Origin of the sequence: Gordonia aichiensis NBRC 108223 (assembly GCF_000332975.1) — a bacterium.
Lineage (GTDB): Bacteria > Actinomycetota > Actinomycetes > Mycobacteriales > Mycobacteriaceae > Gordonia > Gordonia aichiensis.
On sequence record NZ_BANR01000004.1, the window covers coordinates 136,913 to 149,860 of the forward strand.

The window sequence follows — 12,948 nt, forward strand, 5'->3', positions numbered from 1 at the left end:
ACGCCGTCGCCACTCGCCGACGCCCACCGCGGATGACTGTGCATGCCGGTTGTCGAAAAGAGACATGGTGCCGCAACGGCGTGGACAAATGACTCAGCTTGCGAGGTGGGTCATACCGTCAAGAAGGTGTGTGATAGATCGCAGAACGCTCAGGGCTCCGGCCTTGTCGAGTGGCTCATTGCCGTTGCCGCATTTGGGAGACTGCACGCACGACGGGCAACCCTGGTCACAGCCGCACTCGGAGATGGCATCCGCGGTCGCCGCGATCCACGTCTCGAACTGTGCGAAACCTCGTTCGGCGAATCCCGCGCCACCGAGATAGCCGTCGTAGACGAAGACCGTCGGGAGTCCGGTGTCGGGATGAAGGTTGGTCGAGAGCCCTCCGATATCCCAGCGGTCGCATGTCGCGACGAGGGGTAGGAGACCGATCGCGGCATGTTCGGCCGCATGCAGCGCTCCGGGCAGACGCGTCGCGTCGATCCCCGCCTCGGACAGCGCCTCCGGCGTCAACGTGTACATGACCGCGCGTGTGTGCAGAGTCTGCTGCGGCATATCGAGCTCGACGGCGTCGAGGATCTCGCCGGAGGGAAGCGATCGTAGATAGCCGACGACCTGATGGCTGACATCGACGTCGACGAATGCCACCGACAGCGGTCCGTATGTTCGCGACGAGACGACGGAGGTGACCGCGACCTCGGTGGTCTCGCGTGCCGACGTGGTCCAGTCGGGTTCCTCGGGATGCGCCAGCGCGAGGCCCTCATCGAGATCGAGTTCGTCGACGACGTAGCTCTCGCCCTGGTGGATGTGCACGGCTCCGGGATGCACGGTCGCGGGTGCACGACCGGCGTCGACTGTGCCGAGGAGCTCCGACGACGAGTGGTCGACGATGAGGACTTGTCCACCGATGCCGCCGCGAATATCGATGTCGCCGTGGGGTTCCACGCCGGCGGCCGGGTACCAGCCGGCCTTTCGCTTGCGGAGGAGTCCGTCGGCGGCGAGTTGAAGTACGGCGTCGCGCGCGCCCCATCGCTCGATCTCGTTGTCTCCCAACGGGAACTCCGTAGCTGCGCAGAGCAGGTGCGGCCCCAGGATGTAGGGATTGGTCGGGTCGATGACAGGAGCCTCGACCGGGGTGGCCAGTAGCGCGTCGGGGTGATGGACGAGATAGGTGTCGAGCGGATCGTCGCGTGCGACGAGGACGACCAGTGCATCACCCGATTCGCGTTGCCGCCCAGCACGTCCGGCCTGTTGCCAGAACGAGGCGATGGTTCCCGGGTAGCCGGCGATGATCACCGCATCGAGCCCGGTGATGTCAACACCGAGCTCGAGTGCGTTGGTGGTTGCGACACCGACGAGTTCTCCATCCGATATCGCGGCCTCGAGTCGACGTCGGTCATCTGCAAGGTATCCCGCGCGGTAAGCGGCGACCTTGCCGACGAGGTCGGGAGCGCTGTGTGACAACAGATCACGAGCGCCGAGTGCCGCTATCTCGACGCCGCGCCTGCTGCGCCCGAAACAGAGTGTCCTCGCGCCCTCGACGACGAAGTCGGCGAGTAGGCGGGATGCCTCGGCGCCCGCGGATCGTCGTACCGGGGCGTCGTTCTCTCCGGTCACTCCTGGTACGAAGGCGGGTTCCCAAAGCGCGACGGTCCGCTCACCTCGCGGCGAACCATCGTCCGTCACGCCGGCGGCGGGCTCACCGATGAGCCGTTCGAGCGCGGCCGCGGGATCGGCGACGGTTGCGCTGGCCGCGATCACCGTCGGCTCCGATCCGCACGCGCGTGCCAGACGCAGTAGTCGACGAAGCACCATCGCGGTGTTGGACCCGAACACCCCTCGGTAGTGGTGACATTCATCGACGACGACGTAGCGCAGATGAGCGAAAAACTGTCGCCATTGGCCACGCGACGCGCCGCCGGTGTGTGTCCCTGGTGTTGCGACGCCGGTCAGAATTCCCAGATGCAGCATGTCGGGATTGGTGAAAATCCACCGCGAATGCGCGCGGGCCCACTGCCGGATCTCGGGATCGGTGTCGCCGTCGTACGCGCATGGCTGCAGGTGAGAGAAGTCGCGACGCCCGGAGATGATTGACGTGAGTGCTTTGAGTTGATCGGCGCCCAGTGCTTTGGTCGGGCTGAGATACAGTGCGGTCGAGTGCGGTTCGGCGAGCAGCGTCGTCAGAATTGGCATCTGGTACGACAACGATTTGCCAGATGCGGTTCCGGTGGCAATCGACACATGGCGACCGGCGAATGCGTGATCGGCGGCGGCGGTCTGATGAATCCATGGTTGTCCGATTCCGCTATCGACCAATGCGTTCTTGACCTCGTCGGAAACCCAATCCGGCCAGGGGGCGAAAGTCGCTGAGCGGGAACCGATTACCGAGAGGTGAGTTACCGGACTGGAGTCCGGATCTGTTCCGGCAAGCGAGCGACGGAGAAGCTCTGTGCCGAATGTGGAGTGATGCATAGACGAAATATCGTGGTGACCGGGTGATCTCGGTGTGCGAGGCCCCAATGGTTGCGAGAGCGTGATTATGTCCTATGGGCAGCCGGTTTTCATTGAAGACGATGTTACCTTTCGGTCTCGAACGTCGAAAGATCGGGTGGTTTTGGCTCAGAGTGATTGCGATGACTATCCAAGTCGCCCCGAACATGATTGACTGAGTCCGGCCGCAGCTCCCGAGCGGCCATCGCTCATTGCGGTGATCGCGCGGGATCGGGTTGCAGCCGTGGTACTGAAGTTGTCAGGCGGAGCGGGTTCGTCCACGAACTCTCCCATCCGCGTTCTCCGAGGTATGGCGGTACGACCGGCCGCGACACGTGACCAGCGTGTCGGGACAGTTTGAATGTATGTAAAGGATTGCAGGAATGGCACAGGGGACTGTGAAGTGGTTCAACGCGGAGAAGGGCTTCGGCTTTATTGCTCCCGACGAGGGCAATGACGACGTGTTCGTCCACTACTCGGAGATCCAGGGCAACGGATTCCGTACCCTCGAGGAGAACCAGCGCGTGGAGTTCGAGGTCGGACAGGGCACCAAGGGTCCGCAGGCGACGGGCGTCCGCGCCGTCTGAGACTTCGGCTCGACTGACGAGCTTGATCGATGCAACGCTCCCGTCCTCTTTCGAGGGCGGGAGCGTTGCTCTGTTCGGACGACAGTCCGTGACGTGCATGCTGCGCTCGGATGGCAGTCCGTGACTCGGCAGCACGGCGCGGCGTTGCTCGGGTGCGACACCAGTAGTCCGCGACACCAGTATTCTCTGTGCGTGGGCCAACTGGCGTTCTTCTCCGCCGAACTGGACGAGCCGTCGCTCGACGATCTCGGCGGTCTCCTTGCGGCACACGGACAGTCGTCGCGCGTGACGGGCGGCGGGTCGGGTGCCGGTGGCGCACGCGTATCGATTGTGTTGTCTGCACCATGGCGGGCGTCGGCCGTCGTCGACGAGATGCGGGCCTGCGGCATCGACACCGAACTGACCGAGTCGGACGAGGGTAATCCGCTTGCACGTAGCGTGCTCACGCCGCGGCTCGACGCGCTGCATGCCACTTGGTCACGCGGGGCCGTGAAGGCGGTTCCGGACGGGTGGGTGCCCGGTGCGCGCGCGCTGCGTCTGTGGACGATCGCCGCGGGTTCGATGGACGCCGGTCACTACCAGCTCGGACTCGATCCCCACGCGCCCGACACCCATGCGCAACTCGCGACTGCGCTGATGCGTACCGGGATCGCGCCTACGCTTGTCGGCACACGAATCCACTCGCCCGCGTTGCGGATCTCGGGTCGTCGTCGACTCGCCCGTCTCTGCGAATACGTGGGCGAGGCGCCGTCGTATCCGGGTGCGAATGCGCAGTGGCCGGATGTCGCTGACTGACGAACGGCGAACCGGTGTACGGGGAACCGACGAAGGACACATTTCGTTTCGCCCACGGCATATTCGGCGCTGACCTGGTGTTTTGAGCGCCGGCGTCGTCGAATTGTCCGGCGGATGAGCGCCCGTCGTGAATTCGGATGTGCAAATGGCGCTATACATAAGGTACAAACCTCAACACGAGACGAGACCTCACCCGCCGGCCGACCGGCACACGGCGGGCAGGTCCAAACCGAAGGACACCCGTTGGCCGAGACCAGCACCACAGCGCCCGCAAAAGGAGAAGCGATCCGACGTCTGGTGATCGTCGAGTCGCCGACCAAGGCGCGCAAGATCGCGGGGTACCTGGGGGGCAATTACGTCGTGGAGTCGTCGCGTGGTCACATTCGTGACCTGCCCCGCGGCGCCGCCGACGTACCGGCGAAATACAAGGGCCAGCCCTGGGCTCGCCTGGGTGTGAACGTCGACGACAACTTCGAGCCGCTGTATGTGGTCTCTGCCGACAAGAAGTCGACGGTGTCCGAACTCAAGTCGCTGATGAAGGATGTCGACGAGCTCTACCTCGCCACGGACGGTGACCGCGAGGGCGAGGCCATCGCCTGGCATCTGCTCGAGACGCTCAAGCCGAAGATCCCGGTGAAGCGCATGGTCTTCCACGAGATCACCGAGCCTGCGATCCGTGCGGCGGCCGAGAACCCCCGTGACCTCGACATCGACCTGGTCGACGCGCAGGAGACCCGACGCATCCTCGACCGGCTCTACGGATACGAGGTCTCGCCCGTGCTGTGGAAGAAGGTCATGCCGAAGTTGTCGGCTGGCCGCGTGCAGTCGGTGGCCACGCGGATCATCGTCGAACGTGAGCGTGAGCGCATGGCGTTCGTGTCGGCGGAGTACTGGGATGTCGACGCCACGCTCGACGCCGGTGAGTCGACGACGCCGCGCACCTTCTCGTCGCGGTTGGTCTCTGTCGACGACGCGCGGGTCGCGACGGGCCGGGACTTCGATGCACGCGGCACCCTCAAGCGCGCGGACGGCGTCGTCGTACTCGATCGCGAACGTGCGACCGCACTGGCCACGGCCCTCGACGGCGCCGACATGACGGTCACGTCGGTCGAGGAGAAGCCCTACACCCGCAAGCCGTACGCCCCGTTCATGACGTCGACGCTGCAGCAGGAGGCAGGCCGAAAGCTGCGCTTCACCTCCGATCGCACGATGCGCATCGCGCAGCGGTTGTACGAGAACGGCTACATCACCTACATGCGTACCGACTCGACGACGCTGAGCGAGTCGGCGATCAACGCTGCGCGTGCCCAGGCCCGAGACCTCTACGGCGCCGATTTCGTGCACGCCACGCCGCGTCAGTACAACCGCAAGGTCAAAAACGCGCAGGAGGCGCACGAGGCGATTCGCCCCGCGGGCGAGACCTTCCGAACCCCGGGGCAGGTGGCCGGCCAGCTCGAGGCCGACGAGTTCCGGCTTTACGAGCTGATCTGGCAGCGGACCGTCGCCTCGCAGATGGCAGATGCCCGCGGCACCACGTTGAGCCTGCGCATCGCCGGAACGGCGAGCGGGCCCGGCGGTAACGGCGAGCGCTGTACCTTTGCGGCGTCGGGACGCACGATCACCTTCCCCGGCTTCCTGTCGGCATACGTCGAGACCGTCGACGAGCAGGCCGGCGGCCAGGCCGACAACGCCGAGACGCGCCTGCCGCAGCTCACCGAGGGGCAGCACCTCACCGCGACCGACCTCGAGGCCGACGGACATTCGACGAACCCGCCTGCGCGCTACACCGAGGCGTCGCTGGTCAAGGTGCTCGAAGAGCTGGGCATCGGTCGGCCGTCGACCTACGCGTCGATCATCGGGACCATCCAGGACCGTGGCTACGTCGTGAAAAAGGGCAGTGCGCTGGTGCCGTCGTGGATCGCGTTCGCCGTGGTCGGGCTGATGGAGGCGTACTTCGAGAACCTCGTCGACTACGACTTCACGGCGTCGCTCGAGGACGATCTCGACCAGATCGCCAACGGCAACGAGAACCGCACCCGCTGGCTGACCGAGTTCTATTTCGGCGACAAGGCAGCCGACGAGTCGGCCACCGGCACGCAGGGCGAGCAACCAGAGATCTCAGGCTCCGACATCGCCAAGCACGGCGGTTTGAAGAAGCTCGTCGGCGTGAACCTCGAGGAGATCGACGCCCGCGAGGTCAACTCGATCAAGCTGTTCGACGACGAACAGGGCCGTCCGGTCTACGTGCGGGTCGGTCGGTTCGGGCCGTATCTGGAACGCAATGTGGCAGCCTCTGCGGATGCCGAACCTGACCTCCAGCGCGCCAATCTGCCCGCCGACATGACCCCGGACGAGCTCACGCTCGAAGTCGCCGAGAAGCTGTTCTCGACGCCGCAGGAGGGTCGCTCACTCGGCGTCGACCCGGTCAGTGGCCACGAGATCGTCGCGAAGGAGGGGCGTTTCGGTCCGTACGTGACCGAGATTCTCCCCGACGAGGACGACGGCGACTCCGGTAGTGCTGCGCCCGCCACGATCCCGGCGGGTCCGACCCCGCGCGACGGCGGCGAGGGCGGCGTCGTGCCGCTCGATGACACACCCGCGGGCGGCGGGGGCACGGCGACGAAGACCGCCAAGAAGACCGCCGCCAAGAAGACGGCGAAGAAGGCTGCCAAGAAAGCAGGACCCAAGCCGCGGACCGGGTCACTGTTCAAGTCGATGGACATCTCCACGGTGACGCTCGACGACGCGCTCAAGCTGCTCTCGTTGCCGCGGGTCGTCGGTGTGGACCCGGAGTCCGGTGACGAGATCACCGCGCAGAACGGTCGCTATGGGCCGTATCTGAAGAAGGGCACCGACTCACGGTCGCTGGCCAACGAGGACCAGATCTTCGGAATCACGCTCGACGAGGCGCTCAAGATCTACTCCGAGCCCAAGCGTCGGGGGCGGCAAGCCGCCGCGCCTCCGCTGCGTGATCTCGAGAAGAACGACGAGGTCAGCGACAAACCGATGGTGATCAAGGACGGCCGCTTCGGGCCGTACGTCACCGACGGTGAAACCAACGCCAGCCTCCGCAAGGGCGACGACGTCGCGACCATCACCCCTGAGCGGGCGATGGAACTTCTCGCCGACCGTCGCGCCCGCGGACCGGCGAAGAAGGCCACGAAGAAGAAGGCTGCACCGAAGAAGACCGCGGCCAAGAAGACCGCGGCGAAGAAGACGACTGCTGCGAAGAAAACTGCCGCCAAGAAGACGACGGCGAAGAAGACGACGGCTGCGAAGAAGACTGCGGCCGAGAAGGATGCCCCCACGGTCGAGGAGTGATCCTCGGCCGGTGGCGGCACGTGCCCGCTTACCGCCGATACGGGGAGAGGTGTGGGCGGGCCAGCAGCGTTTCGATACCGCGACCGCGGAGCTCGACGCCTTCGCCGATGTCCCAGTTCTTCGCCTCGTCGCTCGACGCGAGGAAGACTGCGCGGGCCGAGCCGAGCACGCGCGTCGGTTCGTCCTTGGCCAGTTCGGTCAGGCGCGCGGCTTCGTTGACCGGGTCGCCGATCACCGTGTATTCCAGGCGCTTCTCCGAACCGATGTGTCCGGCGATGGCCTTACCCGCCGAGACCCCGATGCCGATGTCGGTGTCGCCGAGGGTCTCGTACAACTCCTGGCGCATCTCGCGAGCCGCCGCGAGCGCCTTGCCCGCGAAGTCGTCGAGGTTGAGCGGTGCGCCGAAGATGGCGAGCGCGGCGTCGCCCTGGAATTTGTTGACGAATCCGCCGTGGCGTCCGACGACGGCGACCACCACACGGAAGAACTCGTTCAGCAGGTCGACGACCTCGCGTGGGGGACGGTTGACTGCCAGTCGCGTCGAGCCGACGATGTCGACGAACAGCACCCCGACGTAACGTTCCTCGCCGCCGAGTTCGGTACCCGTCTCGATGGCCTTGCGTGCGACGTCCTCGCCCACGTACCGGCCGAACAGGTTGCGCAGTTGCTGCCGCTCGCGGAGGTCGGCGACCATGTCGTTGAAGCCGGCCTGCAGAAGACCGAGGTCGGAACCGTCGTAGATCTTGACCGCGGTGTTCAGGTCGCCTTCGCTGACGCGCGTCTGGGCGGCCCGCAACTGCTTGATCGGATCATTGATGGCGCGGACCACCCGCACGATCGCCAACAGGCTGAACGCGAGAGACGCCAGGCACATCCACAGGATCGGTCGCAGCAGGCCGACGGCGTCGGTGGCGATGAAGTGGATGCGCTGCAGCAGGATCAGCCCGACGATCACGACCATCGGGGCGACCACGCTGATCACCCAGAAGACGGCGATGCGGGTGGTCACGCCGGGCGCGATCGCGTCGTCGGGGTTGTTGGCCATGGCCGCGACCGTGATGGGGCGCAGGACCTTCTCGGACTGCAGGAAGCTGAGCACACAGGTCACGAGTGCGCCGATCGCGCTGGCGACGGCGACGATGAACGCGTCCTTGTGGGAGACGGTGAGGTTGACCGCGGTGAACAGGATTCCGCCGATCACCCACAAACCCATGTTGACCAGCGACAACGATACCGGCAGCCGTAACGCCCGCTTGCGGGCGAGGTCGTTGTCGAGCCGGGTCCGCCGTCGGTGCCAGACGAGTACCGGCAGCGAGAGTTTGATGCTCAGCGCGCCGCCGACGATCATCGCCAGGATGAGGTAGCCGAAAAAGATGCCCTGGTTGAGTGCGGTGATGTCGTTGAACTGGAACGAGTCCTGCGACGGCATGCCGAAGCGGAGGAACGCGAAGGTGAACAGTGCACCGACCAGATTGGCGCGGAGGAGGTCGAGAGCGAGGATCGGCCACGGCGTGCGCGCCAGCCATCTGGCCATGTGCAAGCCGTATGACAGCCTGGATCGACGTTCAACCACGCATTCAAAGGTAACCGGCTGCTTGCAATTGTTAAACGTTCATCCACAAGCAGGAGTGTCCGAACTGCGGATTACCCTGGCGGTGTGACAAATGTCTTCGACCGACTCACCGGGCAGCGGGCGGTGGCGCAGGAGCTGACCGACGCCGCGACGGCAGCCAGAGCGCTCGCTGCACGCCTCGACGCAGGCCCGGCCGACGCCGCCGAAGACCTCGCCGCACACCCCGCCTCCACCGGCCTCGACGACGTTGCCGCTCTCGCCGAGTCCGAGTTCTCCGACCCGGCCGTTGATGACCCGGCCTTCGACGATCCCGCCTTTGATGATCCCGGACCCGACAATCCCCAGCCGACGACAGCTGTGCCGCGCGCGTCGATGACCCACGCCTGGCTGTTCACCGGACCGCCCGGAAGCGGCCGGTCGGTGGCCGCCACCTGTTTCGCGGCCGCACTCCAGTGCCAGCATCCCGATCTCGTGGGGTGCGGCGAGTGTCGCGCATGCGTCACGGTGATGGCCCAGACGCACGCCGATGTGCGGCACATCGTGCCCCAGGGATTGAGTCTTTCTGTCGACTCGATGCGCGAGATCGTGCAGGCGGCTGCACGTCGGCCGGGAACGGGTCGTTGGCAGATCGTCGTCGTCGAAGACGCGGATCGGCTGACCGAGCAGGCGGCGAATGCGTTGCTCAAGGTCGTTGAGGAGCCGCCGTCGCGCACGGTGTTCTTGCTGTGCGCTCCCTCAGTCGACCCGGAGGACATCTCGGTCACGTTGCGCTCACGGTGCCGCCACATTCCGTTGGCCACGCCCACCGTCGCCGATATCGAGCGTGTCCTCATCGATCGTGACGGCCTCGACGCCGACGCCGCGCGGTGGGCGGCCTCGGTGTGTGGTGGCCACATCGGACGTGCGCGACGTCTCGCCACCGATCCTGAGGCCCGCGCACAGCGCGACAAGGCGCTCGCTCTCGCGCGCGCAGCGACCCGCGATTCGACGGCGTACGCGGCGGCGGAGGAACTGGTGAAGTCGGCCGACGCAGCGGCGAAGGCGATCAGCGCCGAACGCGATGAAGCCGAGACCGAGGAGATGAAGACCGCACTGGGCGCGGGAGGCACCGGCAAGGGCACCGCCCGACCGCCCCGCGGCACCGCAGGCGCACTCAAAGAACTCGAGAAGCGGCAGAAGTCGCGCGCGACCCGCGTCGGTCGTGACACGCTCGACCGCGCGCTCGTCGACCTCGCCGCGCTGTATCGAGATGCGCTCGTCGTCTCCATGGGAGCCCAGGTCACCCCGATGCATCCCGACAAGGCTGCCGACATCGCGGTGCCGATGGCCGCGTATGCCTCGCCCGAGCAGTTGCTCCGCTGTGTCGAAGCCGTCCTGGAGTGCCGTGAAGTCCTTGACAAGAACGTGAAACCGAAGTTCGCTGTCGACGCGATGGTCGCCACCATCGGAGCGGTCATGCGCTCGGCATGACCGTGGCTGTGGCCCGTGCCCTATGCAGCGCGCAGGGTAACCGCGGGGTAATCATGGTGAAACACAACGCTTCTAGCGTGGCAACCCATGACATCTGCACAGGGGGAGACGTCTCGGGCGCCGCAGCGCCCGCCGGGCACGGGCATCGACATCTCCGGACTGACCAAAACCTTCACCACGAGGTCGGTGCGCGGGACCACTACGGTAACCGCGCTCTCCGACGTGTCGCTGAAGACTCCTGAGGGCTCGTTTCTGTCGCTGCTCGGTCCATCGGGATGCGGCAAGTCGACGGTGCTACGCATCCTCGCCGGACTCGAGGAGCCGACCTCGGGCACCGCGCTGATGAACGGTCGGTCGCCCGCCGAACTGCAACAAGACCATTCGCTCGGTATCGCCTTTCAGGACTCCGCGCTGTTGCCGTGGCGCTCCGTCGAATCCAACATCAAGCTACCGCTGCAGGTCGGCCGCATGCCGTCCGACGATTCGCTGGTGGCCGACCTCATCGAGCTCGTGGGTCTGACGGGTTTCGAGAAGGCGAAGCCCGCGATGCTCTCGGGCGGTATGCGACAACGTGTGTCGATCGCGCGTGCACTTGTGGTGCGCCCAACGGCACTGCTGCTCGACGAGCCGTTCGGTGCTCTCGACGACATGACGCGCCAACGCCTGAACATCGAACTATTGCGTATCTGGACCGAGAAGCCCGCCACCACCCTCATGGTGACCCACGGCATCGCCGAGGCTGTCTTCCTGTCCGATGTCGTCGCGGTGATGAGTCCGCGGCCGGGACGCGTCGTCGACATGGTGCCGATCGACCTGCCCAGGCCACGCGTTCCCGAGATGATGCGCACACCCGAGTTCCACGCGCTGCACGATCACCTATCGGGACTGCTGTTTGGAACTCCCACAGCGTCGCCCGATGCTCCGCAGCACGATATGGACGTTGCCGACACGGCCGACGCCGACGCGATTTCCGAGGCGACGAGTGGCTAGCGCCGTCGTCGGGCGTGCGTCGTGGGTACGCACGGGCGTGGGCACGGACCGATGGTTCGCGGGACTCGTCGGTGTGGTGGCCGTCCTTGCGCTCTGGTCTGCGGCAGGCGTCTTCGAATGGTTCCACGGAACGATCCCGACGCCCTGGGCGGTTGTGCAGACCATCGTCGATACAGGGTGGAGCTACTACGTCGAGAACTTTTCGGCCACAATAGGATTGGCGCTACGCGGATTCTTCTGGGGTAACCTGCTCGCAATCCTGCTCGCGTTCCTGGTGATCCTCATACCACCGATCGAGGGTCTCGCGACGCAGCTCGCAATCATCTCCTACTGCACCCCCATCATCGCGGTGGCGCCGATCATCCAGGTCGCCTTCGCGCAAGTGCAGACGATGATCATCTTCCTGGCGGCCATCTCGGTCTTCTTCACCACCATGATCGGCACGCTCAGCGGACTGCGGTCACCGAACAGGGCAAGTCTCGACCTGATTCGCGTCTACGGCGGGGGCCGGATGTCGCAGTTGCGTCGAGTCCGGGTCGAGGCAGCGCTCCCGAACACGCTGGCGGCCATCAAGATCGCAGCCCCGGCTGCAGTTCTCGGCGCGGTTCTCGGTGAGTTCCTCGCGATGCCGGACAAAGGTGCGGGACCGGCGATGATCGTCGCGCAACAACGCGGCGACATACCGCAGGTCTGGGCCATCGCGCTGCTGTGCGGCGCGGTCGCGGGTATCGGCTACGCGATCGTCGCGGTTGTCGCACGCTTCGCCACACGGTGGGCGACCGGCCGGGAGGTGTTGGGATGAGTGGAGTCGAGACAAGCGCTCTCGCAACCGATTCGACGGCCGATGTGCTCATCCCGGCTGCTCCGCCGTCGTCCGCCGGACAGCCGGCCAGTGTCGCGAGTGGTCCGAACGTGGGCGCCCTACTGTGGCAGATCACCAAGTTTCTCGGATCACTCCTCGGCTCATTCGTGCTGATCCTGGTCATCTGGTGGCTGTTTCTGCTCGCCTTCCCTGACATCGGGCCGATCATCGGGCGCACGCCGGTGCAGGTGTTCCAGTATCTGTTCACCGAGCCCGGTGCTGCGGACGCACGCTCGGAGATTCTCGACAATCTCACCATCACCTTGACCGACGCCGCGATCGGATTCGTCGTCGGGATGGCGGCGGCCGTACTGGTGGCGGCACTGTTCGTCGTATCGCGACCCGCCGCACAGACATTCATGCCGATCGCGATGTTGTTGCGCTCGGTGCCGTTGGTCGCGATGACACCGTTGATCACGCTCGTGGTGGGTCGCGGAGTAGGTGTGGTCGCGGTGATGGGCGGGATCGTGGTCTTCTTTCCTGCGCTTGTGATGATCATGACGGGGCTCGCGAACGCTCCCACGCAGATCACCGATGTGATCGCCGTCTACGGCGGTGGTCGATGGACGGCGTTGCGCCGCTCCGCGATCCCGTCGGCGGTGCCGTCGCTGTTCGGCGCGGCCAAGATATCGGTGCCCGGTGCCCTTGTCGGCGCCACCGTCGCCGAGTGGCTCGGTACCAATCGGGGTCTCGGCGCGACCCTGCAGCAGGCCCTGCCCGCTGCGGCATACAACGAGCTCTGGGCATCGGTGCTCGTCATCACCGTTGCCTCGATCGTCCTCTACGCGATCGTCGGCGTCGTCGAATCACTTGTCCTCGCCCAGATGGGTATGCAGCAGAACTGAGTCTGCTGATCGGGGTCG

The 12,948-nt window shown here is 65.6% G+C and carries 9 protein-coding genes; 7 read left to right on the top strand and 2 right to left on the bottom strand.

Translation table 11 applies throughout. The annotated features are described in order from the left end of the window. Nucleotides 1–93: 93 nt before the first annotated feature. Complete coding sequence (gene sftH / locus GOACH_RS05250; RefSeq protein WP_005171660.1) at nucleotides 94–2,469, bottom strand: DEAD/DEAH box helicase; 2,376 nt, start codon at nucleotides 2,467–2,469, stop codon at nucleotides 94–96. Nucleotides 2,470–2,870: 401 nt separating this feature from the next. Between sftH and GOACH_RS05255 the strand changes: the two genes are divergently transcribed. The 3 genes from GOACH_RS05255 (at nucleotide 2,871) to topA (ending at nucleotide 7,190) form a co-directional block, all read left to right on the top strand. Next, entirely contained in the window at nucleotides 2,871–3,074 is a 204-nt protein-coding gene (locus tag GOACH_RS05255) for a cold-shock protein (protein ID WP_005171662.1), read from the top strand. A 192-nt stretch (nucleotides 3,075–3,266) separates the two neighbouring features. After that, a complete protein-coding gene (locus GOACH_RS05260; protein ID WP_005171668.1) occupies nucleotides 3,267–3,869 on the top strand; it encodes a hypothetical protein in 603 nt (200 codons plus the stop codon). 243 nt (nucleotides 3,870–4,112) lie between these two features. Next, nucleotides 4,113–7,190, top strand: a complete 3,078-nt coding sequence (topA, locus tag GOACH_RS05265) for a type I DNA topoisomerase (RefSeq protein WP_005171670.1) — start codon at nucleotides 4,113–4,115, stop codon at nucleotides 7,188–7,190. Nucleotides 7,191–7,218: 28 nt separating this feature from the next. On the opposite strand, the gene GOACH_RS05270 is transcribed toward topA, so the two are convergent. Further along, nucleotides 7,219–8,724, bottom strand: a complete 1,506-nt coding sequence (locus tag GOACH_RS05270) for an adenylate/guanylate cyclase domain-containing protein (protein ID WP_052003913.1) — start codon at nucleotides 8,722–8,724, stop codon at nucleotides 7,219–7,221. 123 nt (nucleotides 8,725–8,847) lie between these two features. Here GOACH_RS05270 and GOACH_RS05275 point away from each other — a divergent pair, with 123 nt between their 5' ends. The 4 genes from GOACH_RS05275 to GOACH_RS05290 all read left to right on the top strand — a co-directional run bounded on the left by GOACH_RS05275 (nucleotide 8,848) and on the right by GOACH_RS05290 (nucleotide 12,930). After that, nucleotides 8,848–10,233, top strand: coding sequence for a DNA polymerase III subunit delta' (locus tag GOACH_RS05275; protein WP_005171672.1), 1,386 nt, complete (start codon nucleotides 8,848–8,850; stop codon nucleotides 10,231–10,233). 87 nt (nucleotides 10,234–10,320) lie between these two features. Beyond that, entirely contained in the window at nucleotides 10,321–11,223 is a 903-nt protein-coding gene (locus GOACH_RS05280) for an ABC transporter ATP-binding protein (protein WP_005171691.1), read from the top strand. Then, the gene (locus GOACH_RS05285; RefSeq protein WP_005171693.1) at nucleotides 11,216–12,025 is read left to right on the top strand and encodes an ABC transporter permease; all 810 of its coding nucleotides are present in this window, start codon (nucleotides 11,216–11,218) and stop codon (nucleotides 12,023–12,025) included. The genes GOACH_RS05280 and GOACH_RS05285 overlap by 8 nt, the downstream gene beginning before the upstream one ends. Beyond that, nucleotides 12,022–12,930 (top strand): ABC transporter permease, encoded by a 909-nt coding sequence (locus GOACH_RS05290; RefSeq protein ID WP_005171696.1) that lies wholly within the window; start codon nucleotides 12,022–12,024, stop codon nucleotides 12,928–12,930. Before GOACH_RS05285 ends, GOACH_RS05290 begins: the two co-directional genes overlap by 4 nt. Nucleotides 12,931–12,948: the final 18 nt, after the last annotated feature.